Consider the following 24,695-nt stretch of genomic DNA (forward strand, 5'->3'; position numbering starts at 1 on the left):
CCCAAAACCCGTAGGGGCGCATCGCGTGCGCCCAACCCCCATCAAAAACCCCAAAAAACCCCAATCCCGTGATTAACCCGATTATTGCCGGCGGGCGAACGCAGTTCGATAAACTCACTGACCACAGTTCGCCCCTACAAAATCGACCCGCCTAAGGGCGGGAAAGAAAAGAAAAAAGAAAAAATAGGGAATGAGGGTAAAAAGGGAAAAAAAGGGGAAAAGGGTTACAGAGTCCTCCCAGCACCGCACACCACCCGAAAACCGTCGTTGAAGTAGCTGCTGACGCGGCGGTTGCCGTAGCTGCGGTAAGCAGAACGGCAGAGACTTGGATTGAGGCACCAAGAACCGCCCCGCAGAGGAGAACGATTATTATACCCATTTTTTATCCAGACACTGTCATCCCTCGGCGCACCATCATAATTACCGTGCCAGGTATCGGCGCACCATTCCCAGACGTTCCCGTGCATATCGTAGAGTCCGAAGGCATTGGGGGGAAACTGTCCCACGGGAGTCGTTTCTTCTCGATATTCTCCGTTCGGTTCCTCAGCATAGATTTTGCTGGCATCGTAGTTAGCCAATTCCCCCGTAATGGTTTCCCCAAAGTAAAATGGGGTGGTGGTTCCAGCACGACAAGCATATTCCCATTCCGCTTCACTCGGTAGTCGGTATTCCCTTCTGGTCAGCTTCGATAATCTTGCACAAAATTCGATCGCATCGTACCAGTTGACTTGTTCGACGGGACGGCGATCGCTATCGGGACGGTCTTTAAAATAGGCTGGGTTGAAATCAAGGTCTTGTTTAACTTTTAAATCCGTGCGAGAGGCGATCGCTCTCCACTGGGCCTGGGTGATAGGATATTTACCTATAAAAAAGGGGGGGACGTTAACCTCATGTTGAGGGCGTTCATCATCATAACTATCTTTCTCATTTGGCGGTGAACCCATCGTGAATGTTCCCCCCGGAATGGCGACCATTTCTAAGGTGATGCCGTTGCCCAAATCTTCCCTGAAATATTGGGACTGTTTCGACTCTTTATTAATTTGCTCACCCTTCGCATTTACTCCCACCACCTCAAAGTTAAATACTGATAACGGTTGTTTTGGCTCTTCTGGTTCAAGCTTGAACTGATAGCCAATTGCTCTTTCTAGTTGCTCAAATCCGTCTTCTTCCCAATAATCAAGCCGGTGAATATCTCGCAGATTCAAGCCAACTTCTGCAAGTCGCAGATCAGGAATTTCGCATTCTTCTAACCTCATGGGAATAAAAAAAATTGTCCCCGGTAGCATCTCTCCGAAGGTATCAAGTGCAATCCTCAACTCCCGTTGGATATATCCCTGTTTATTAGCCGATTTCCCTGACAAACAGGCGAGAAAAATCTGACTAGCTTTAATCGCTTTCGGAATTTCATCTCGCCAAATTTGACCCGGAATCAGGTCTTTTTTATCCAACCAAGGTTTATATCCCGCTTGCTTGAGGCGGTTATACAGTGCCAAAACTGCTGGTTTGTCCTCACTGGCATGGGCCAAGAAAATTTGGATCTCTGACTTTTTCATAACTTTTTCTTATGACCACAAGTAGGGGAGAGCCAGATTAACTGGCAGAAAATCTCTAAATAAACCATTTAATTGATTATTACTCATTCTTAATTCTCCTGTCTCGGAGTCTCCTAACTACTGATTCCTCACCAACCAGGACAATTTGGGATTTTTACAGCAAGTCCACTTTCTCACTTTCCCCACCCGCGACCTTTTTCCGTTAGATTATAAATGGATACAAAACTTAACATTTTATCCAGAATCTACCGAGAGGGCAGACCGTGCGGCCAGATACCCTAGAAAATAACCAGCATTCAGCCGATAATTCGCTAGTTCCCGAAGTTATCGCATTTAAACCCGAACTTGAGCCAGAGAAACCCGAATACTCGCCAAAACCGACAAAAACCAACTCTTGGCTATCGGGAGGAAGGGGTTTATTTATCGGTGTGGGATTGGGGGTTTTATTGACCCTGGGGGCGACTCGTTTCGCTAATCGACCCCAAACAGCCCAAAACCCCAATACTCAGCCCGTAGCGGCAAAAAATGAGGCACCAGCACAAACAGTAACCACCACTAGGGTAGAATCCACTCCCGTGGCCCGCACCCTGAAAGCGACTGGAAGCGTGGCAGCCGATGAATTAATCCCGATTCTTTCCCAAGCGACAGGACTACAAATCAAAGAAATCTTTGTCGATGAGGGTGATATCGTTAGCCAAGGTCAAATTTTGGCTCGTCTCGATGATACCGTCCTACAAGCGCAATTAACCCAAGCACAGGCTAATGTCGCCCAATCCCGAGCGCGTTTGGCAGAATTGCAAGCGGGGAGCCGTAAAGAGGAGATCGCTGGAGCTAAACAAACTATTCAACGCATAAAAGCCGAAATTAGTCAAGCTCGATCGGATTGGGATTTGGCTAAAAAACGGGTCCAGAGAAACCAAAGTTTAGAAGCGGAAGGAGCGATCGCCCGGGATCGTCTCGATGAAGTCCTCAACGAAGAAAGAAACAAAGCGGCGATCGTACAACAGACCCAATCCCGTTTAGGAGAAGCAGAGCAGCAGCTGGCACAATTGCAAGCTGGCAATCGTCCCGAGGTGATCGCCCAAGCTACAGCCCAATTAGCGGAAGCTCAAAGCCGTTTAGCCATTGTTAAAGCCCAATTAAACGAGACGCGCCTGATTTCCCCGGTTAGTGGCAAAATTGCCGAAAGAAATGGCCGCATCGGGGACACCACCAACGGTCAAAATGCTCTATTTAAAATCATCGAAAATGGGCGTTTAGAGCTAAGATTGCGGGTTCCTGAGAATCAATTGCCCTTAATCCGCGTCGGAGCGCCCGTTACTATCACTTCCGATGCTAATAGCAGTTTAAAATTATCGGGACAGGTGCGGGAAATTAATCCCATCGTCGATGAGGCATCCCGTCAGGCAACGGTTAAAGTCGATTTAACCGACAATACAGGGTTAAAACCGGGGATGTTTTTACGAGGTGCGATCGTGACAAATATTAGCAATAGTTTAACCGTCCCCATGACCGCGGTTTTACCTCAAAAAGATAATCAAGCTCTAGTTTATTTAGTGGAACCTGATAACACTGTTACCGCCAAAACTGTGCAATTAGGTCAAATTATGCCCAATAACCGCGTGGAAATTCTCACCGGTTTACAAGCGGGCGATCGCATTGTGGTCAAAGGGGCAGCCTATCTCGGTGATGGCGACAAAATTACGGCAATCAGCGATCAGTAATCAGTAATCAGTGATCAGTAAACAGTAATCAGTAATCAGTGATCAGTGAAAAGACAGTAGCAAACTGCCATTTGATCAGGCTCACTTAATATATACTGCTCACTCAAAACTTAAAACTTAAAACTCAAATCTGATAACTGATAACCGGTAACTGAAAACTCACATCTGGTAACTGATAACTTACCCACTGATAACTGATAACTGATAACTGATAACTGAAATTATGGCTTTTAATATTTCTAATTGGTCTATCAAAAACCCCATTCCGACGATCCTGATCTCCCTGGTTATGGCATTAATGGGATACATTGCCTTTCTAGGATTAGGGATCGATCGCTCTCCTAATATTGACATTCCGGCCGTGATTATCACTGTTAATCAACCCGGCGCCGGTCCTGAGGAATTGGAAACCCAAGTCACCAAAAAAGTCGAGGATGCGGTGGCTGCTTTGGGTAATATCGATCAAATTACTTCTACCATCAACGAAGGCAGCAGCACCACCACCGTTAACTTTATCCTTGGCACTAACAGCGATCGCGCTACAAATGATGTACGCAATGCCATAGCGCAAATTCGGCAGGATTTACCCCAAGATACTAATGATCCAATTGTCCAACGTTTAGAATTTGCCGGGGGTGCGGTGATGAACTATACCATCTCCTCCCCGAAAAGATCGATCGCCGAATTAAGTGATCTAGTTGATCGTCAAATTGGCCGCGCTTTAACGGGAGTGCCGGGGGTAGCACGAGTCGATCGCGTTGGGGGAGTTGATCGAGAAGTGCGTGTAGATTTAGATCCCGGCCGTCTGATCGCCTACGGTATCACGGCCACGGCGGTTAATGACCAAATTCGTAGTTTTAATATTAATTTACCCGGAGGGCGATCGGAAATCGCCGGCAGTGAACAAACTGTCCGCACCCTCGGCAGCGCTGAAACGATCGAAGATTTAAGAAATTATCAAATCTCTTTACCTAACGGTGATAGCGTCCCCTTAAGCAATTTAGGGACAGTTAGCGATAGTTCCAGTGATCCTCGACAAATGGCCCTCTTAGATGGGCAGCCAGTGGTGGGTTTTTCGATTCTACGGGGGACTGGCAGCACCTTGGTGACGGTAGAAACAGCCGTGCGTCAAGAAATCGAGAATTTAAAGAAAAAACTGCCCGAAGATATTAAATTTCAATTAATTTTTACCCGTGCTGACTCAATTCGTGCTAGTTACGAAAGTCTTCTGAGCGATCTCCTGATTGGTTGTATGATGACGGTGATCACGGTGGGTCTATTTTTAGGCAATTGGCGCGCCACGATTATCACGGGTTTGGCCCTGCCTTTGTCGATTTTCCCGACTTTTTGGGTGATGCAGTCCCTAAATTATACCCTTAACGGTATGACTCTACTGGCCTTAGCTTTAGCTTTGGGTAATCTGGTGGATGATGCGGTGTGTATGGTGGAGGACATCGATCAACATTTAGCTATGGGTAAAAAACCCTTGCCAGCGGCTTTTGATGCCTCAAAAGAGATTGGATTAGCCGTTTTAGCCAGTGCGGCGGCAATTATAGCGGTATTCCTGCCGGTTGCTTTTATGGGCGGTGTGCCGGGCCAATTCTTTCAACCTTTCGGCGTTACGGTGGCGGTTTCTACCCTATTTTCCAGTTTGATCGCTGTCACCGTCACTCCCATGTTAAGTGCCTATATTTTACAGCCGAAAAAGCTCAAAACTGGTGATAATAATCCCTCCTCGCGCCCCCGTTTTCGTCCCTACAAAAGTTTGTTAACTTGGGCTTTACGTCATCGAATCCTGACTTTATTGGCGGCTTTGGCCTTTTTTATCGGTAGTTTACAGTTAGTTCCCTTGATTCCAAAAGGGTTATTTAGTTCTGGGGATACTGGATTAAGTACCATAAGCCTAGAATTGCCTCCCGGTGCGACTTTGAATGATACTGTTGCCGTGGCCAATCAGGTGAATAGTTTACTGCAAAAAAATCCCGCCGTCGCTAATGTTTTGGCTATTCCGGGAGATTCGGGACGGGTAAACACGGGGTTAATATATGTTAATTTAGTTCCTAAGGAACAGCGATCGCTAACTCAACGGCAATTTGAGGAACAAACCCGCCGGGATTTCCAGAAGATACCGGGGGCTAGAGTGACTTTTCGGGCGCAGGGGGGAGCAGGAAGCACTAAGGATGTCGCTATTATTTTAAAAAGTGAAAATGGCGATATTTTAACCCAAACTGCCCAAAAATTAGAGCGACAAATGCGAGCTTTACCCGGTTTTGTCGAGGTAAGTTCCGGGGTAAGTTTAGTTAAACCCGAGATCATTATTCAACCGGATCCTGTCCGAGCTGCCGATCAGGGAGTCTCAGTCAGAGCGATCGCCCGTACTGCATCTTTAGCTTTAATCGGCGATAATGAGTTTAATTTAGCTAAATTTAACCTTGCTGACCGACAAATTCCCATCCGGGTGAAAATTGCCAATGATGGACGCAGCGAGATAGAAACTCTGCAAAATTTGCGCGTTCCTAGCAGTAATGGGACGTTAGTTCCGCTTAACTCGGTGGCGACAATTAGCTTAGGTAGTGGACCTGCGGAAATTCAACGCTTTAACCGTCAACGTCAGGTTAATATTGGAGCTAATTTAGAGGGAGTTTCTTTGGGAAGTGCGGTGACACAAATTCGCGCTTTACCAATCATGAAAAACCTACCCCCAGAGGTGACAGAAGAACCCTTTGGCGATGCTCGTATTATGCGCGATATCTTCGCTCGTTTTTTGGGAGCGTTAAGTTTAGCAATTATTTCTATCTATGGGATTCTGGTCTTATTGTATAACAATTTTCTCTATCCCCTAGCGATTTTAACTTCCCTTCCTTTATCGATTGGGGGTACTTTAATCGCTCTTTTAATTACCCAAAAAGAGTTAGGTTTATACGCTTTAATTGGCATAGTTTTGCTGATGGGATTAGTCACTAAAAATGCGATTCTGTTAGTCGATTTTGCCCTGAGTGGCATTGAGGCAGGGAAACCGCAATTTAAGGCGATGATTGATTCGGGAGTCTCTCGTTTACGACCAATTATTATGACCTCCGTTTCCACAATTGCCGGGATGTTACCGATTGCTTTAGCTTTGGGTGCAGATGGGGAAATTCGCGCACCGATGGCAATTGCTGTTATTGGTGGTTTTACCACTTCCACCCTGTTAACTTTGGTGGTTGTGCCGGTAATCTTTACTTATATCGATAGTTTTTACTATTGGTTGCGGGGATTATTTGTTAAACAAAAACCCACGTCGATTTAGTAGTAATACCGCACAGAAAACGGGTTTCTCGGAGAAACCCGTTTTCTACTCATGCACTCATGCAAAAAGGGGAATAAATAATCAGTCTTTAATAACCAGATTTAGTATAAAATATCTTGCTGAAAGCTTTAGAAAAAACCCAGAGAAACTAACCCATGAATCCCTTGACAGTCACACATCAAACTCTATCTCTTCCCCCCATGGGCTGCGGTACTTGGGCCTGGGGAAATCGTCTTCTCTGGGGTTATGATGAGAGTATGGATAGCCAGTTACAAGCGGTTTTTAATCTCTGCGTCGAGCGGGGTGTCACCCTATTTGATACGGGAGACTCCTACGGCACAGGCAAACTTAACGGACAGAGTGAGAAGCTATTAGGACGCTTTACAGGGGAATATACCGGTTATAACGCTGATAATATCCGTATTGCCACCAAACTCGCCCCTTATCCTTGGCGTTTAACCCGTCATGCCATGGTGAAAGCTTGTCAAGCTTCGGCAACCAGACTAGGCCGCCCGGTAGATTTAGTGCAAATGCACTGGTCAACGGGCAATTATGCGCCATGGCAGGAGGGAGGATTATTAGACGGATTGGGGGATTGTCTGGAAAAGGGGTTAGTTAAAGGAGTCGGTTTATCCAATTTTGGACCGAAAAGATTGAAGTCTGCCTATCAAAAGTTTGCCAGTCGCGGCATTCCTATCACCAGTTTACAGGTACAGTATTCTCTCCTTTCTACCTATCCTCTCACTGACTTAGGATTAAAGGAACTATGTGATCAATTGGGCATTAAAATTATTGCCTATAGTCCCTTAGCTTTGGGGTTATTAACGGGGAAATATCGAGATAATAAAAACTTACCCCCAGGATTACGTCGCTTCCTTTTTGGTCAATTAATTCCCGCTATTTCTCCTCTGATTAGTTGCCTAGAAGTTATCGCCCAAGCTAAAGATAAAACTATTAGCCAAGTTGCTTTAAATTGGTGTATCTGTAAGGGAACAATTCCTATCCCCGGAGCTAAAAATGTTCGACAAGCTGAGGATAATTTAGGGGCTTTAGGATGGAGTTTAGACAGTGGGGAAATAGCAGAATTAGATAAAATTGCCGCAGGTTTAGATAAAAAAATGGTACAAAATATCTTTCAAACTAAGTAGGGTTTGCTGAAAAAGCTTGTTGGTGGGGTGTGGAAAGAACCACAAAGACACAAAGGACACAAAGATTGATCGCTTATAAGTTAAACTGATCAGACAAAGAATAAGAGAGCCAATTTACCCCCGATTACTCAAAAAACCAGCAATTTTTGAGGTCAAAAAAGCCTAAAGATATTATCCAAAAAGGTTTCTAGATTTATTCAGCAAACCCTAATTATTATCTTGAGAGACCAATTTTAAGCTAGGACGGGGTTGGATTGTTCCCCCGTAAGCGACGGCAGTATGAGGAGATAGGACAAGATGAGGAGATACACCCAAAGAAATTCGATAGATTTCCCCAGCTTTATCGATTAATTGCTGTTTAACTGACTCTTTCGGCAAATTTTGCCGCCAAGCTAGGGGAATCCCCTCGATACCGTTGTACAATCCCGCCCAAATTCCCGCTAAAGTGGTGGTTAATTGCCGTTGATAGGGACTAGAATTAGCGCGACGCACGCTAACGGCGAAATCCTCGCTCGTTTGCAGAAAGGTATAGAGAGAAGCTGTGATCGCAATTCCTAAAGGTGAGCTATCTTTCGCCCAAGCCGATAAAATGGACTCTAAGGGATGATTCTGCCTTAAAGCTGACTTAATCTGCTCTAATAGCTTATTCTTGGGGTTAATAGTTAGTAATTGCCCGATTAACTGATTTAAAGGCCTTTTTCCCTGTAATAACATACCTACCGCCTCTCCCCAAATTATCGCTTCTTGTCGGGTTAACTCGGAAATTAAGCCCTTTTTCAGCCAAAAATTTAATCTAGCTTGCCAACGTTCCCCATGGTCAGGCCAGGTTAAAATTTCCGGCAACAGCACAAATAATAACGCCGATTCCGACTGCTGCCTAGATGCGATCGCAATGGGCAAATCTTCCTGAGATTGCAGAGCTTGCAAAAGCAGGGTCGTCCTCGGTGTAGCCTCATAGTTAAAGACTGGTATTAGGGGTTGATTATGCAAGGATTCCCCAATATATGCCCCGATTAACCCTCCCTGAAGGCGGTCGAGGGGTGAAAAGACCTTCTGCATAAATTAGCTCAATTTGCCCGGTAGGTGACTTCCCCGACTTTGCCCGGTTGCCCCAGTTGTTTAGCATTGGCATTATTAACCGCAACGTAAACCCCGCCGGCATTACCCGCTCTCACGGTTAATTCTCGGTTTGCTTGCCAAGTGCGATGGCTTCCCTGGGGCAGCACACCCTCAAATTCTGTCTTGCCATCCACCACCACCCGCATCCAGCAGTCATCTTCCAGTTTTACCTCCACCACCAGCTGCTGATTATTGCTGGTTTTGTTGGCTACTGGTTGAAGGGGGTTGCTTTTCGGTTGGACAATTTGCTGTTGTGGCAAGGAAGGCGGTGGTAAGCGATTCGATTGCAGTACCGATTTTTGCAGGACGTGGGATAGGGTTTGTACGGAACCAATAACTAAGATTAAATAGAGAAAATAGAGATGAATCGGGCGAATTTGAAGACTCGGCAGCGATAAAGATGGTTTTGTTCCCCTGAAAAAGTTATTGACCTTGGTGGGAAAACGCCGGCTAATCGTCTCACCATCCAGGGACAGACTATCGGCAAATTGTTTGATTAACCAACGAATATAAATCGGTTCGGGCAATGCCTCCAAATCCCCCGCTTCCAGTGCTTCTAGGCGATGGCGCGGGATTAGGGTTTTCTGGGCAATTTCCTCGAGAGAAAGGGACTGTTCTAGGCGATTTTTTTGCAAATAAACGCCGATTTCCAGTAATTTGGTTCGTTGTTTATGCTGGGGATCAAGTTGTGATTGGAGAAGGCGAAACATATCGCTATTAGGGGCTGACTTTCAGCTTAGTTAATCTGGTTTTTTAAATATTTCAGTTCATCAAGGGTTAAAAAACGGTAATGACCCAAGGGTAAGGGGGAATTATTACCAGAGTTTAGTTTAATAGGACCGATGGCACTGCGATGAAGTTTCAGGACGTGATAACCTAATTCTTCAGCTACAGAGCGAATCTGCCGATTTCTTCCCTCCACTAAAATAACTTCTAGTAGGGTTTTTTGGTCGGTTTGCTTGAGGATCTCAACCTGTGCGGGTAAGGTTTTTTTTCCCTCTAAGAGGATACCTTCTCGCCAACGCTGGAGAGCAAGTGTATCAATCGCACCATCTAGCCAAACCCGATAGGTTTTGGGCAAATGATAACGGGGATGGGTGAGGGTGAGGGTGAGTTGACCGTCGTTGGTGAGGAGTAAAGCCCCAGTGGTGTTGATGTCCAACCTTCCTACGGGATGTAACCCCGTCTCGCTGGCGAGGGAGTCGGGCAAAAGGTCAATCACCGTCGGCCGGTTTTGTGGATCCTTACAGGTAGAAACCACGCCAATGGGTTTGTTGACCAGTATATACAATCTTTTGGGACGATTGGCTGGTTCAATTTTTTTTCCGTCTATCTCTAGGTGATCTTTTTCCGGGTCGGCTTTTTCTCCTAACTGCACGATTTTGCCATTCCGTCTGACTCGTCTGGCCACAATCATCTCCTCCGCCCTTCTTCGGGAGGCAATCCCCCACTGGGCAAGGATTTTCTGGACTCTCTCCGCCATTTTTTTTTAATTTTTAACCCTTTCTATCTCCTATTATAGGCATCCTAAAAGGGTTTTTTTCGCCCAAAAAGTGAAGAAAAACCGAATATCTCCAGCTGCCTCTTTGATTTTTTTCTTGGAAAACTTCTGAAAAAAAAGAGGAGTGATCCCTTGACTTGGGCGGCGGCTTCGGTTATACTTTTCTTATAATGGGAATCTTTGCGTTTTTCACTAGACTCCAAGACTGCATTATATATAAAGTCTTATAAAAATATTATGGCAAAAAGCCGTGAAAAAAGCAAGCAAAATTTTGCCGACAATTGTTAAAAAAGTCGGGTTAATTTTCCTGACGGGGGGATATGACTTTAAACGGGTTATTTCTCGGTTAAGTAGTCTTGCAAAATAAATTTCCTAGTGAAGATAGGCAAGAGGCAAGAGACAAAAGGCAAAAGCTTTATCGAAATATCTAACTAATTTTGCTTAGGTACTTATCCAAGCGGTAAACCTTGATTGATGATGAATTGGGGACGTAAATAACGGAGTTTGCGTCTCTTTGTTATAATTCAAAGGCTAGGCTATAATAACTCTTCATAAATACCGATAATTTTGGTCAAAGATGTAAAAAAATGAATATTCAACTCGTGGAATCTCTAGTTAATGCAATTAAATCCTTGTCCCTAGAAGAACAGGAATAGTTAGGAAAAAAACTCAAAGATCACCCCTCTTGGGAAATTGCATTAGAACGAATTGACGCAACTCGAAAAGCCATTTATGAACGTCGTCAGGGAAACCCATTTGAAACCGATGTTACTGAAATTATTCATCAAATGAGAGAAGAAAGAAATCGGCAATTGATAGAAGTGCGATGCCGAAAGCACTGCGTAGCAGTACGCCGATCTGGTAGGGGGCGTGTTTGCGGTTACTAATTCTGATGAAAAACTACAATTAATAATCCCGCCGTAACGCCCAAATTTATCATCAAATTGGTGCGTTACGTTGTCAAATATCATCTTCAGTTAATCCTGAATCTTTGAGAATACCTTTTAATGTTCCTATCGGTAAATCTCGATTTACATGGGTTGGTATAACAATAATTGCAGAAACATTTTCGGTTCTTCGTTACTTGGTATGGTTCGATAGGGGGCATAAATCGACTAAATCCTTATCTGGCAAGAGATTTAATTGATTAGTTCGCTCTAGATCGCAAACAATTGACAAAAATTGCGATAATGTCTGTTTCTATAAGGGTTTCATCCCTTATAACCCCCGTCCATTGCATAACACAAACCGAAGAACCAGAAAATAGAAATAAATACATAGGGCAGCAATTCTCAATTTGCCCTGTAGCAAGGCTTTTGGGAGTTAGTTCGCATAATACGGGGTAAAATTCAATGGGATGGCGAATTTCATTTCACGAGTCTTCAGGCTTTTGAGGTGATAGTACACCCAAAGTTGCCCCAAAAATCCCCCTTTAAAATGTTCTTTAAATCCCTAAAAGGCTTGCTCTAAAACTGAGAATTGCTGTCACTGCGGCGAAAAAAAACCGAGCCGGACTCCCTAAAGACGTGGAAAAGAACGGCCACTGTGAGAGAGTAGTATCCATCGTCTCAGTCTTGAGATGCTCTGAAACTATGCACAACCACTGCTTGAGATATTTGTTTTTCGGCATTGCCTTTCACGATGCTCCTCTAAATCTCTAGCTTGATGTTCTCACCTTGAGTGTGTGACTGCTCACCTCTTTATAATAAACCTACACCTATCAGGGAGAAGGGAGGGGGGAGAAGGGAGAAAAAAGCTGATCGATTAGTGATCACTGATCAAGTCTCCTTCGGTGCTATGATCAAGGATGTAAAGTTTTATCAACACTACCTTAAACAAGCTCTCAAGAGAGGATATAAAGAACAACAGATGGCTTACACACTTCCCCCTTTACCCTACGATTACACTGCCTTAGAGCCTTGCATCACCAAAAGCACTCTAGAATTCCACCACGACAAGCACCACGCCGCTTATGTCAATAACTATAACGGTTTGGTCAAAGATACGGAACTCGATGCTCTCTCTTTAGAAGAAGTTATCGTTAAGGTTGCTGGTGATGCTTCTAAAGCTGGGGTTTTCAACAATGCCGCCCAAGCATGGAATCATAGTTTTTATTGGGACTGCATGAAACCGGCGGGTGGCGGTGCGCCTACTGGTGCTTTAGCCGCTAAAATTAACGCAGATTTCGGCAGTTTCGAGAAATTTGTCGAAGCTTTCAAAACCGCCGGCGCGACTCAATTCGGTAGCGGTTGGGCTTGGTTGGTTCTCGATAACGGTACTCTCAAAGTCACCAAAACCGGCAACGCTGACAATCCTTTAACCGCCGGACAGGTTCCCCTCTTAACTATGGATGTGTGGGAACACGCTTATTATCTCGACTACCAAAATCGTCGTCCCGATTACATCAGCGACTTTTTAACCAAGTTGGTTAATTGGGATTTCGTGGCTGCTAATTTAGCGGCGGCCTAAAAATTTGGCTCAGTTAATCAGTTATCAGTTATCAGTTATCAGTTATCATTTATCAGGGGTTGGCGAGCAGAGAGAAACCATCCATAGGTTGGAGGTTAATACTACTCTTAAAACTGGCAAATCTCTCTAATATTAATTATCCTTAAAATAGATAACCAGAAAAAACTTTTTTAACATCGATCGCGCTTGTTGCACAATGGAACAACCTGTCAGTTGGATTATTCCCCGTCATCCCCGTCCCGATTATCCCCTGTTTGTATTTTTACCCGGAATGGATGGCAGCGGCCAACTATACCATCGTCAGATTAAAAACCTTGCTCCTTACTTCGATCTGCGTTGTTTGGCGATTTCGCCGCAATATCTCGGCGATTGGGAGGAATTAAGCGATTGCGTGATTGCTTTATTGGCACAGGAATTAAAGGGACAATCGAGAAAAGTCTATCTCTGCGGTGAGTCTTTTGGTGGCTGTTTAGCCTTGAAAATAGCGACAAAATCACCAAAATTGCTTAAAAAACTGATTTTAATTAACCCTGCTTCTTCTTTTAATCAAAGACCTCTTTTAAGCTTGGGAATCGGTATCACCCAGATGATGCCCGATTTCATCCATAGCAGCTCGGCACTAACTATTTTACCCTTTCTGGCCGCTCTGGGTCGAATATCCCGGGAAGATCGCCGCTCTCTCCTCAAAGCCATGCAATACGTCCCACCGAAGACGATTAGCTGGCGTTTATCCCAGTTACAACGGTTTCAGGTTAGTGCCAGCGAGTTAAAAAGTCTGCAATTGGAGGTGTTAGTGATAGCCAGTCAAGGAGATCGACTCTTACCATCGGTAGCGGAGGCTAAACGCCTAATTCAGCAGTTACCCGCCGCAAAATTAACAATTCTGCCCCATAGTGGTCACGCTTGCCTACTGGAAACCGATATTCACCTCAAAGACATTCTTCATCACCATGCTTGTCTCCCCCGAAGCTTACCCGCAAAAAGTCACTGAGGATGGTTCTTATACCTTTTTTTCGACCGAATTCGGCGAATGTTATCATTCTACCTCTGGGGCAAGGGAAGAAGCCGAGAAAAAATTTATCCTCTCCAGTCGTCTGGCAGCAAAAGCAGACCAGAGCAATAATCTGAAAGTTCTTGACATTTGTTACGGCTTAGGGTATAATGCCGCCGCAGCCTTGGCAGCCATTTGGCGAGTTAGGGGGGATTGTCGGGTAGAATTATTAGCGTTAGAAAGCGATCGAATGGTTCCCCTAGCAGCTATTAGAGAGAATCTCTTAAATAGTTGGAGTCAACCAATTCCCGAATATTTAAGTGATTTTGCCCATAATCACCGGCTGGACTTGCCTAATCTCACCGCTAAACTGTTAATCGGGGATGCGCGACAGACGATAACCAAGGTGATTGAGGCGGGTTTTCAAGCGGAGGCAATTTTTCTCGATCCCTTTTCCCCGAGTAAATGTCCGCAACTGTGGACGGTGGAGTTTTTAGCTTTAGTGGCCAAATGCCTGAGTCCGACGGGTTATTTAGTCACCTATTCCTGTGCTGCCTCGGTGCGAAGGGCTTTACAATTAGCAGGATTGCAGATTGGAGCCACCGATAGTGTCGGGCGGCGATCGCCGGGGACAATAGCCAGTTTTTTGTCCTTACCCCCATCTCTATCGGCACAGGAACGGGAACATCTGCAAACTAAGGCCGCTATTCCCTATCGAGACGAGACTTTAACCGACCCAGCCGAAGTGATTATACAACGTCGTCGCAGCGAACAGGCTCTCTCTGACTTAGAACCGACTAGCCACTGGAAAAAACGTTGGCAAAGAGCGGTGAGTTCGATCGAAATCTCGGAATGAGATTAATTGGGAAAGAATCCCCGGGCTAAAATTTGTTTGTATTGCTGATGCTGTCTCGGTTCTAGGGTTTGACTAGAGACAATTCTCGCTCGCGTTTTCCGAAAGTCCCACCCTATAGGAGTAATTTCGGGGCTGTCAACCAGAATAACTGACACTTACCTAGGGGATTTTGTTGATTGGGAACCTCTAGACCAATTATTCCCGCTTTTTTGACCGATAATTTTCCTTGAAACTTGCCCCAAACTAGCATTTCCGTCCAATAGCCTAAATCCGGTTCGTGGCCCACCAGTGCAATCGCGTTTTCCTCTCGCTGATAGTCGGACTTTTGCCACCACTGCACCCAATCTTGAATATTGCCATTGGGCGATAGGGGATTAAATTGCTCAATTTTACTGCTTAAACCCGCTTTTTGCAAAATTTCGGCGGTTTGCACGGCACGCAACAATGGGGAAGTGAGAATTAGGTCAAATTTCACCCCCAACTGTCCTAATCTTTGGGCAACTTTAGCAGTTTTTGCCTTACCTTCCTCGGTTAAAGGACGTTCCCTATCGTTGAGATAATCCTCCGATTGTCCTGCTAATCCATGACGCACAAAATAAAGTTTCATATCAGTGTCGGGTCGGTCTTGGCGATGATAATAGATAGCTGAGGTCTGATACTTAGGTGCGAATTACCTTTTCATCGGGGTTAACTAGATGGGAAAGTTTTTGTTTGATTTGGGTGTCATACATTTCCCACTTAAGTTTAGCGTATTCGGCATTATTATTAAAACCACCGAGGAAACCGATAGGAATTTCAAAACCTCCGGCCATATAACGGCCACCACCAAAAAAGCGACCTTGGTTATCTTGTCCGAAAGCTTCCTTAAGAAATTCATCGGGATCTAGGGTAATTTTACTGGTACGCATAGAACCAATGACTAACTCGATATCCTCATCTTCATCGTGAACGATACCATAAACTAAAGCCGTGTGAACATTTTCTTCTGTCACCAAAAAATCGGCAGCTTGGGGAATCGCATCCCGGTCATCATAACGCAAATAACCGACCCCGGCGATCGAATAATTATTTTTAATAATACGGTTTTTTAAAGCCCGTTCAATCACATCCATCACCCGTCGGGATCTGGCCGATTGCAGGACAGCGTTTAATAATTGGGCATCGTAGAAACGACTGAGATAACCAGCAGCAATAAATTCACACTCTTGCGCTTGCATTAAATTATTCGTATCCGATCGCAATCCGTGCATCAAAGCTGTGGCACACTTAACATGGACGGTATCGCTACTATTAAAATTCAGTAACCCTTTTTGGATATATTGGGTTAACATCGCCGCTGTTGCCCGCATTTGGGGACGAATATCGACAAATTCCGCGTCTAGATCCCCTTGGCGGGTATGATGATCGATCACGACAATAATGGGAATTTTTGCCTGTTTAACCAGAGTGGTTAACTGACTATTGGTTCCCTGACCATCGACAAAAACACAACCCTGATAAACCGAAAGATCTCTATCCTTGAGGGTATGGACTCCCCAACGTTTAGCCGGTAAACCCGTTAGTTTTACCAAAGCGACATTTTCCTGATGGGAGAGAGTACCCGCATAGACTATATCACAGTGAATATCGTACTGTTCGGCGATAATTTGATAGGCCCAGGCGCTAGAAAGGGCATCGGGATCCGGGAAATCCTGCATCACCACAATTTGATTTTCGCCCCGGTGATTTTCCAAAGTACGTCGCAGGCGATCGATTAGGGAAATAAGTAGGGTATCATTACTAACCGTGACTGGAGGAAGGGGACATACTGCCGACGCTTCCCCTACCACTACATCGGTTTCGAGGGACTTGGCAGGAACTAGACTCAGTAATTCAGCCATCATTTTTAGAAAAGTTCGCTTAAAGGTAGATTCAGTCAGGATTTTTTGAGTTAATTAATTCTAGACGATATTCTGGCTCGATCGGTTCATCTCAAATATTAAGCTTTTCCAGCCCCTAGCTCCTTACTCTGGGGACATAACTCTAGTCTATCAAAAGACCCTTCCCGTTTGTTCTGGGAGAGGGGTTAGGGGTGAGGGACATTAACCATCGCTGCCATTACTTGTTAAAATAGATAGTACCGGCAAATCGGCACAGGCTTCGGCGATCGCATTAAAGGTCGATTGTAGGCGAGTTTGAATTGTACCGAGGGAAGCATAAATCAAGGGTTGTCCGGTTAATTTTTCGTAGGGAAAAGGAATCGTTTTTCTGGTGGAGGAATCGTGAAAGGGGCCGGTAAAGTGGAAGTGAGCGGGTAAATTTGGCCGAGGAAACTCGAATTCGGCAGGTTGTTGGCTAATTTGGGCAATGGGTGAATAGCGTTGATTGATGTTTTGATAGGGAATTAACCCCCATTCTTGACGCTGCCGGTTGATTAACTCATTCAGGGGACGAGTCAGAGAGTCAAGGAGTTTATAGCCAATTTTATTGCGAATAACCCCGATAAATGAGGGATTATAGTCCCAAGTAGTCATAAAGGGCGGAATAAGCGGGTCACGATTTAAAACCAATGCCCCAGCAAAACTGACAAAGGGAATAGCTAATTTTTCTGCGATTGTACCCCCTGAGGGGGAGACTTGATCGACAATTAGGGCATCAATTCTCAAGCGACGCATCTCTTGAGGGATAGTTTCAAAGAGGGCAGCGGTAGAATCACTTACTAATTGTACCGTGCGTCGGACGGCGGCTGTTCCCCGTAATTGACCAATTTCGGCTAAATTTTTGGCTGATGTGCCTTTCGGATATTTGTCGGGTGCAATTGCCTGAAAATCTAACCCGGCTGCTTGCACCATTTCTTCGCCATCAAGAGTTAGAAAACAGGTAACTTTATGACCGCGTTTTTGTAATTCTTTTCCTAAAGGTAGGAGAGAATAAATATGTCCAGAAGTTGTAGGACAGAGTAAACCAAAATGAGTCATTAAACACCTCCACAGGTTTTCTTTAATTCTTCTAGATTCCAGAATGCACCACCCAAGGCGGAGAATTGTATTCCTTCAAAGCAGTTACGCACAGCCCCCAAAGCGAGGGGATTAACTAGATAAATAAACGGGACGTATTCCTGTTGAAGTTGTTGAATTTCATTATAGATAACTTTGCGCTTCTCAAAGTCTAATTCTTGGGAACCTTTGACGTATAAATAGGCGATTTTTTTCTCCCAATCCGCCGCTTGCCAGCCTTGAATCGGCGGGCTGCCGGGTTGAGGTTGTTGGTTAAAAGCGTGGAGATTTCCATCTACATACCAAATATTAGGGGCGTGGGGTTCGTTATCACCAGTAAAACCTAAAATATGGGACTCCCAATCTAGACTATTACTCAGTTTATCAACTAAATTACTAAAAGCGATCGCTTGAAAATCCACTTGAATTCCTATTGCGGCTAAATCATTTTTAATTTGCGCCCCAATAGCTTCCCGGATTTTGTTACCTGCATTAGTAATCAGGTTAAATCTAACGGGATTATTATCGGCATCGACTAAAAGATTATCACTATTATACTTAAATCCCGCCTCTAATAATAATTCTTTGGCTTTTTCGGGATTATAATCGTAACCTTTCAGGGTTTTATCGTAAAAAGGCGATTGGATAGAAAGAAAAGAATTTTGTGCTTCTCCTAACCCTCGATAAATATCATCAATCATTCTTTGACGATTAATGCCGTAGGCAATAGCTTGACGGAAATTTAAGTTATTAAACCACCTGGATTTAATTGGCTCTATTAGGGGTTTTCCGTCGCGTTTGCCTTGGTTGAGATTAAAACCGATAAATTGGGTTCCGTAGGCAGGTCCGCCGTTAAAAATAGTGAAATTTCCTCTTTCTTCTTCGGTTTTTAAGAGGGAGAAAAATTCGGGAGTTACCCCAATAGAATCTAAACTTCCCGAACGAAATTGCAGTAAAGTTGTATCCTGAGATTCAACAATTGCCCAAATTACTGAAGTTATATGAGGTAATTGTTGTCCCTGGGCATCTTTTTTCCAATAGTAAGGGTTATTCTCAAAAATAATCCTTTGTCCCGTGATATATTCTTTTAGTTTATAAGCACCATTAAAAACAATTTTATCGGGAGGAGTATCTAACCCCCAAGTGGAGAGAAATTCTAACCTACCATCGGGGCTTTTTTTCTGAATAGTTTTTTCTAAAGCGTGTTTAGGTAAAATCGGTGAACTGACAGCATCTAAAAAAGGGGCAAAAGCTTCGGGTAGTTTAAATTCGATTCGGCGATTATCTAGTTTAGTGATAACTGGAAATTCTTTTTTTAATCCTATTCTTAAACTATCGCGGTAGTTGTTGGGAATATCAGGATTTAGATATAAATCTTTATAGGTAAAAACCACATCATCAACGGTTAAGGGTTGACCATCCGACCATTTTAAACCCTCTCTCATAGTAAAAATAATGTTCAAATTATCATCGGAAATTGTCCAAGATTCTGCCAAGACTGGTTCTTTTTTGCCAGTAATGGGGTTTTCTGTTAATAGTCCTTCGTAGGTTAAACCAAAAATATTCGGGGATTCGGCCGATAAAACAGCATTAAAGGTTTTTGGGTCACTTAATACCGATATGACCACTTGATTGCGTCTAATTTGATCACCACAAGCAGTTAGGGAAATCAGCAATAAACAAGAAATTAAAAATACCGTTAATCTGCGCCAAAATTTCACCATAATCTTTAATATTTTTCTGTCCGACTATTTAGAAGTAAAGACCTTGTCTTGCTATATACACCGAAACTGACCAAGCTGAAAGCCGATGGACTGTTTCCTTGCCCCATCAATATAACAGGAAATGAGACAAAAAATCTCGCCTAGGAAAGATTGACAAAGGCGAGAAACCGTGTTTCCATTCAAGAATGGGAGATAAAATCTAAGAACGTTGTTCGATCGGTGTATAGGGGACTTCGTGTTGTCCGGTATAGATTTGGGTGGGACGGAAAATGCGGTTAGCATTTAATTGTTCTTTCCAGTGGGCCAACCAACCGGCCACCCGGGAGATGGCAAAAATCGGGGTAAATAAATCATTGGGAATGCCTAATTTCCGATAAACCAATCCCGAATAGAAATCCACATTAGCATAGATACCTTTTTCGCCGTAGATATCCACCACTGCTTGTTCTAATTCTAGGGCGATATCGTAGTATTCATCGGAACCTAATTCCGCGAATAATTGTTCGGCTAGGTTTTGTAAAATCGTCGCCCGGGGATCCTTAACTTTATATACCCGGTGTCCAAAACCCATAACTTTTTGTTTGTTGGCGATACATTTTTCCACATAGGGACGAACATTAGCCACGGAACCGATTTCCTCTAACATTAACAATACTTCCTCGTTTGCCCCACCGTGGAGGGGGCCGGCGAGAGTTCCCACTGCTGAAGCGATGACACCGTAGGGGTCGGTTAAAGTGGAAGCCGTCACCATGGCCGAAAAAGTCGAGGCATTCATGGTATGTTCGGCGTGGAGAGTCAAACAGACATCGAAAACTTTCGCCGCTAAATCCGTCGGTCGTTTTTCCGTCAACATATAGAGGAAATTGGCCGCATAATCAAGACTATCGTTGGGCTGAATGGGGTGATTACCTTTGCGAATCAATTGAAACGCCGCCACCATAGTCGGGATTTTCGCTAATAGCCGGACTACTGCCTGACGGATATAGTCGGGATTATCCAGGGCCCGCCTGGCATAGTATAAACCCAAAGCCGCTGCCGAAGTTTGTAGCGCATCCATGGGATGGCCTTTTTCGGGGAAGCATTTCATCATGTCTTCGATACGGTACTTGATGCGTCGATGATAACGGATTTCATCGGCAAATTCTTCCAGTTCCGCCCCCGTGGGCAGAGCACCCCAGATAAGGAGATAGGCGGTTTCGAGGAAGGTACTTTTTTCGGCGAGTTCCTCAATCCGAATGCCCCGATACTCCAAGATTCCCTTTTGCCCATCCACAAAGCTGATACTGGACTGGGCGGCGGGAATTCCTTCTAAACCTGGACGATATTCACAAACTGTCATAGTTCTACCTTTCCGTGGCGAAGATTAAGCCCTAACGCTAACTTACTTGATCTTTCCACCCTTACCGAAATTTTATAGAAATTCTTCGGTTCTGCCTCTCCTGTTCAGGATTGGGGAGAATTGGACGGAAATTAATCCTATTTAGCGATTGCTTCGTCGATTTAGTCAGCCCTGCCCTAGCGCATTTTTTCTGGGCTTACCGTTCCGACTCTAGCTAGTGGACTTGATATTTATCTACTTTCATTGTAGCGAGACTATCTCGATCGATTGAGCCGATCGATAATTTTTTTAAGTTTCTTCGGGATTAATATTTAACTCCCGCAGTTTTGCCGCCAATCGTTCGGCCCGTTGCCGTTCCGCTTCCGCCCGTTGCCGTTCCGTTTCGGCCCGTTGTCGTTCCGTTTCGGCCCGTTGTCGTTCTTGGTTGTAACTGGTGAAAAGTTGACCATCGGGATAATACAACAGTAACTCTGGTTGGGCTAATTGAAAACGAATGCCCAAGCGAGGACTGACCCAATTATCGAGATTTTCCAGACTTTCGAGCCGATTTTCCCGACGAATACAGCCACCCAAATCATTTTTATCGGGATTATAAATGTAGTATTCTTCCACACCATAACGGTCATAAAACAGTAGTTTTCTGGTCATTTCCGTTTGGGTATTACCCGGAGAGAGAATTTCAAAAACCACTTGTGGGGGGATATTGTTCTCTTTCCACTGTTGATAGGAACCTCTTTCGCCTTTTGGTCTGCCGAAAGCTACCATCACATCGGGTGCTTGTCGAGTCTTATTATCTCCCTCCACGGGATACCAGAGTAAATCACCGGCGACAAAAACATCGGCATCATTGGCAAATAACCAGTCTAAATTCGCTTTAATCGTCGTAATCCAGCGAAATTGTCTTGTATTGTCGGCCATCGGTTTACCATCGCTATCGGGATAGACGATTGTGGTTTTCGGGCTGTCGTCGAGTTGTCTAACCATTGCTTAACCCTAGAATTTCGTCTTTGCTTCCTTAATAGTATAACTTTACTATAAAAAATCGGAGCAAATATTTAGGGATGGTGATGGTCTTAAATGCTGTTTAAAAAGTATCGGGGAGTGGGGAGTGGAGAGTGGATTTTGAAAGTTCGATTGGGAGTTTTATCATCTTATACCAATTCTCCAAAATCTGACTACAGAAGTTTAATCCCCCCAAATCCCCCTTAAAAAGGGGAACTTAAAGGGGGATTTAAATTCGATGTGTAGTTTTCATTTAGAGAAATGGTATAAAAACCTTTTCTGCAAACGTTAGGACAGATGAACTTTTTTCTTGCCTTTGATGTTTGTTTTTACAGATACGGGCTCTTCTAGGTTCTGTGTGATAAGTTTAACTTACTATATGATCGATCTTTGTGTCCTTTGTGTCTTTGTGGTTCGTTCCACCCCCTCGCTAGGAGGAATGTATCTTAGAATACATTTTACCCACCAAACCTGGGAGAGCCAGATACGACTTAGCATTTGAGATTAGTCAAAAATAGTTTGACTAGAGAAAAAAGAGGTGTGTTAGATTTCATTAACTACCAGAGCGGCGTACTGCTACGCAGTGCCTTCGGCATCGCAATAGAGGAAATGCGATCGCAATAAATCCTCATCTGGCCAGAGACTTAATTGATTGACAAAAATCGCCCTTTATAACCCCGTCCATGGCCTAACACAAACCGAAGAACTATAAAGATTAGATTGAACATTTCTGGGATTTCTGTCTAACAGCAAAGTTAGCCTGCTTTTGGGGCAGGGATTAGCGCAAAGGTGGTGTTATACTCAGACAAAGTGCAGAAAGTCAAAATCCGTAACTTTCTTGAATCCATGCTGACAACTACTCAATTTGCGCCCCTGCTAAAGCAATTGTCTTACTCCGATAAGCTCTTATTACTTAACTTTCTTGTAGCCGAGTTGCTCAAGGATTCTGGTATTGTACCGATGTCTATTCAAGATGATCTCCCTAGACAAGGTTTACATGACTCTTTTGAGGCTGCCGCCATTCTTGCTCAAGCATTAAAAGAGAAACAAGAATTGACTCATGGCTAATAAGGTAAGATTTGCTTTCACCGAGGTAGATTCTAGTCTTGGGGCATTAAGTGCGCTTCCTTATTTACCATTGACATTAACTTATCAAAGTCAATCCTTGAATGTTTCGGGTCTCTTGGATACTGGCTCTAGTGTTAATGTGTTGCCCTATGAAATGGGTTTAGCTTTAGGTGCAGTCTGGGAAAACCAAAGGCTATCTCTGCCATTAGGAGGTAATTTAGCTAGATTTGAAGCTCGTGCATTGGTTGTTAAAGCTACTGTTGAGCAATTCCCCACCGTAGATTTAGCCTTTGCTTGGACACAAGATAAATATGCGCCGCTAATACTAGGACAGATGAACTTCTTTCTTGCCTTTGATGTCTGTTTTTACAGATACGACTTAGCATTCGAGATTAGTCAAAAATAGTTTGACTGGAGAAAAAAGAGGTGTGTTAGATTTCATTAACAACCAGAGCGGCGATCGCGCTCATACTCAATCAAAACCTCAGCAATTTGAGGATGATAGTTGTCTATACTTCGGTTAATTACTTTTGCACAGGCTATGAATTTATCTTGTAATCCTTCAACCTGTATTTCTATTGCAATACGTTGCGCCGTTAAATCATTTAAATTTGAATTTAATATACGCATCACTTGCTCCATGACAAACCAACGATTATGCGACCATCCTAAAATAGCACTTGCCAGAGCAGCAGATGATTTGGAATCAAGATTACCCAATTTAAAAATCACTTCTAATCGTCCGATAATTACATCACAGTAATCAAAACCAAAGGAACCTGTCGCCCAATCACAATATGCTATCGCTATCACTTGCCAGAGTTCTTCATCAATAGAATTTAGCTTTTTTAATACGTCTTCATCAATCGCTTGACATACAACCCATAAATCAGACTCATCTTGTGTTGTCTTTATAAATCTTGCAAAACTTTCTAATACCTCGCTATTCCAATCAGAGAGATCTTGCAGTTTTTCTACCCATTCTGTAGCACTAGGGCTAGGAGTAAGATTTTGAGGCTCTGATAAGATCTTGAGAAGTGCGCCGCGAAGTGCTGAAATGTTTTTGAATCGCTTTTTAGGATCAAATTCAGTACACTTCTCAATGATCATTCCAATAGGACCATGACTTGTATATCTTTGATACGGTACACGAGGAGAACCAACAAATAGATCATGCAATATGCACCCAAAAGCATAGATATCCACGCTAGGTGTTGCATTGCGGAAATCTTTGACTTGTTCTGGAGCGCAATAATGTGCGGTTCCCCAAGATGAATCAACAGATGTCAGTTTAGTTGTAGCGTTAGTTACAGGAAGAACTAAGCCAAAATCTGAGATTTTCCAACGTTGTTGATGAAAAAGAATATTTTGAGGCTTAAGATCGCGGTGAACGTAACCAAGAAAATGAAGTTCTTCTAGGGCGTTGAGAATATCTGATAAAGCTGATAGAGGAATAGTCTCACCACTGCGGGCCTCCTGTATCTCCTGCCAAAAGTTTCGATCAGCAAGGGGCATAATAAACCAAGGAGTTTCGGTTTCGAGATCAAAATCAAGAACTTTCATAAAGTAATCACTACTGAGTAATGACTGAACTTGAACCTCCCTCTGAAATCGCTTCTTTAATTTTGGTATATCAGCCGCAGCCAAAATATCAGGGACGGGATCAAATACTTTTCGTGCGGCAATAGTTGCTTCGCCTAATTTAACTCTCTCAACCCGACCAAAGCCACCGCGACTGATTTCATTGAGTACCTTCATGCGTGCTAATTAACCTCCTAAACTTAATCGCCCTAAAAATAATTCTACGATTATCGCGCCACTGAAAGGCTAGGCAATCTAACTATTAATTATACAGAAATTTTCTCTATAACACTCCTGAGAGTAACGATATGTAAAAACTCTCGGCATATCACCCCATTTTAGGGCCATCGCCGGAA

General features: G+C 43.8%; 18 protein-coding genes and 2 pseudogenes. 8 read left to right on the forward strand and 12 right to left on the reverse strand.

Going from position 1 to position 24,695, the window contains the following annotated elements:
• Positions 1-224: 224 nt before the first annotated feature.
• The gene (locus PN470_RS10025; RefSeq protein ID WP_272104460.1) at positions 225-1,553 is read right to left on the reverse strand and encodes an SUMF1/EgtB/PvdO family nonheme iron enzyme; all 1,329 of its coding nucleotides are present in this window, start codon (positions 1,551-1,553) and stop codon (positions 225-227) included.
• A 263-nt stretch (positions 1,554-1,816) separates the two neighbouring features.
• Here PN470_RS10025 and PN470_RS10030 point away from each other — a divergent pair, with 263 nt between their 5' ends.
• The 3 genes from PN470_RS10030 to PN470_RS10040 all read left to right on the forward strand — a co-directional run bounded on the left by PN470_RS10030 (position 1,817) and on the right by PN470_RS10040 (position 7,714).
• Positions 1,817-3,277 (forward strand): efflux RND transporter periplasmic adaptor subunit, encoded by a 1,461-nt coding sequence (locus tag PN470_RS10030; protein ID WP_272104462.1) that lies wholly within the window; start codon positions 1,817-1,819, stop codon positions 3,275-3,277.
• Positions 3,278-3,500: 223 nt separating this feature from the next.
• Positions 3,501-6,566 (forward strand): efflux RND transporter permease subunit, encoded by a 3,066-nt coding sequence (locus PN470_RS10035; protein ID WP_271936538.1) that lies wholly within the window; start codon positions 3,501-3,503, stop codon positions 6,564-6,566.
• A gap of 155 nt (positions 6,567-6,721) precedes the next feature.
• Positions 6,722-7,714 (forward strand): aldo/keto reductase, encoded by a 993-nt coding sequence (locus PN470_RS10040; RefSeq protein ID WP_272104464.1) that lies wholly within the window; start codon positions 6,722-6,724, stop codon positions 7,712-7,714.
• 207 nt (positions 7,715-7,921) lie between these two features.
• Here the strand turns inward: PN470_RS10040 and PN470_RS10045 are convergent, their stop codons facing one another.
• The 4 genes and pseudogenes from PN470_RS10045 to PN470_RS22155 all read right to left on the reverse strand — a co-directional run.
• A complete protein-coding gene (locus tag PN470_RS10045; protein WP_271936543.1) occupies positions 7,922-8,773 on the reverse strand; it encodes a hypothetical protein in 852 nt (283 codons plus the stop codon).
• 8 nt (positions 8,774-8,781) lie between these two features.
• Positions 8,782-9,543 (reverse strand): helix-turn-helix domain-containing protein, encoded by a 762-nt coding sequence (locus PN470_RS10050; protein WP_002737528.1) that lies wholly within the window; start codon positions 9,541-9,543, stop codon positions 8,782-8,784.
• Between the two features lie 26 nt (positions 9,544-9,569).
• Entirely contained in the window at positions 9,570-10,316 is a 747-nt protein-coding gene (locus tag PN470_RS10055; protein ID WP_002755340.1) for a pseudouridine synthase, read from the reverse strand.
• Positions 10,317-11,294: 978 nt separating this feature from the next.
• Positions 11,295-11,405 (reverse strand): annotated as a pseudogene (locus tag PN470_RS22155) (type II toxin-antitoxin system HicA family toxin); the annotation flags it as partial.
• A 798-nt stretch (positions 11,406-12,203) separates the two neighbouring features.
• Here PN470_RS22155 and PN470_RS10060 point away from each other — a divergent pair.
• The 3 genes from PN470_RS10060 to PN470_RS10070 all read left to right on the forward strand — a co-directional run bounded on the left by PN470_RS10060 (position 12,204) and on the right by PN470_RS10070 (position 14,650).
• Positions 12,204-12,803, forward strand: coding sequence for a superoxide dismutase (locus tag PN470_RS10060; protein WP_002737286.1), 600 nt, complete (start codon positions 12,204-12,206; stop codon positions 12,801-12,803).
• A 196-nt stretch (positions 12,804-12,999) separates the two neighbouring features.
• A complete protein-coding gene (locus tag PN470_RS10065) occupies positions 13,000-13,794 on the forward strand; it encodes an alpha/beta fold hydrolase (RefSeq protein ID WP_002746955.1) in 795 nt (264 codons plus the stop codon).
• Complete coding sequence (locus PN470_RS10070; protein WP_002736656.1) at positions 13,754-14,650, forward strand: tRNA (5-methylaminomethyl-2-thiouridine)(34)-methyltransferase MnmD; 897 nt, start codon at positions 13,754-13,756, stop codon at positions 14,648-14,650. The genes PN470_RS10065 and PN470_RS10070 overlap by 41 nt, the downstream gene beginning before the upstream one ends.
• Before the next feature lie 112 nt (positions 14,651-14,762).
• Here PN470_RS10070 and sixA read toward each other — a convergent pair whose 3' ends face one another.
• The 6 genes and pseudogenes from sixA to PN470_RS10100 all read right to left on the reverse strand — a co-directional run bounded on the left by sixA (position 14,763) and on the right by PN470_RS10100 (position 21,672).
• Complete coding sequence (gene sixA / locus PN470_RS10075) at positions 14,763-15,257, reverse strand: phosphohistidine phosphatase SixA (protein WP_271936551.1); 495 nt, start codon at positions 15,255-15,257, stop codon at positions 14,763-14,765.
• Between the two features lie 52 nt (positions 15,258-15,309).
• The gene (locus tag PN470_RS10080) at positions 15,310-16,533 is read right to left on the reverse strand and encodes a DHH family phosphoesterase (RefSeq protein ID WP_271936553.1); all 1,224 of its coding nucleotides are present in this window, start codon (positions 16,531-16,533) and stop codon (positions 15,310-15,312) included.
• Positions 16,534-16,737: 204 nt separating this feature from the next.
• Positions 16,738-17,607 (reverse strand): annotated as a pseudogene (locus PN470_RS10085) (glycosyltransferase); the annotation flags it as partial.
• Positions 17,607-19,349, reverse strand: a complete 1,743-nt coding sequence (locus PN470_RS10090; protein WP_272104465.1) for an ABC transporter substrate-binding protein — start codon at positions 19,347-19,349, stop codon at positions 17,607-17,609. The pseudogene PN470_RS10085 and the gene PN470_RS10090, both read right to left, overlap by 1 nt.
• Positions 19,350-19,548: 199 nt before the next feature.
• The gene (locus PN470_RS10095; RefSeq protein ID WP_016517107.1) at positions 19,549-20,688 is read right to left on the reverse strand and encodes a citrate synthase; all 1,140 of its coding nucleotides are present in this window, start codon (positions 20,686-20,688) and stop codon (positions 19,549-19,551) included.
• Positions 20,689-20,976: 288 nt separating this feature from the next.
• The gene (locus PN470_RS10100; RefSeq protein WP_272104467.1) at positions 20,977-21,672 is read right to left on the reverse strand and encodes a Uma2 family endonuclease; all 696 of its coding nucleotides are present in this window, start codon (positions 21,670-21,672) and stop codon (positions 20,977-20,979) included.
• 864 nt (positions 21,673-22,536) lie between these two features.
• Between PN470_RS10100 and PN470_RS10105 the strand changes: the two genes are divergently transcribed.
• Complete coding sequence (locus tag PN470_RS10105; protein WP_002784323.1) at positions 22,537-22,758, forward strand: hypothetical protein; 222 nt, start codon at positions 22,537-22,539, stop codon at positions 22,756-22,758.
• On the forward strand, positions 22,751-23,164 hold the full coding sequence (locus PN470_RS10110; protein ID WP_002794980.1) for a hypothetical protein: 414 nt from the start codon (positions 22,751-22,753) through the stop codon (positions 23,162-23,164). Before PN470_RS10105 ends, PN470_RS10110 begins: the two co-directional genes overlap by 8 nt.
• A gap of 35 nt (positions 23,165-23,199) precedes the next feature.
• Here PN470_RS10110 and PN470_RS10115 read toward each other — a convergent pair whose 3' ends face one another.
• On the reverse strand, positions 23,200-24,516 hold the full coding sequence (locus tag PN470_RS10115) for a serine/threonine protein kinase (RefSeq protein WP_103112415.1): 1,317 nt from the start codon (positions 24,514-24,516) through the stop codon (positions 23,200-23,202).
• Positions 24,517-24,695 lie beyond the last annotated feature (179 nt).

The organism is Microcystis sp. CS-574 (genome assembly GCF_028329095.1).
GTDB classification, from domain to species: domain Bacteria; phylum Cyanobacteriota; class Cyanobacteriia; order Cyanobacteriales; family Microcystaceae; genus Microcystis; species Microcystis ichthyoblabe_A.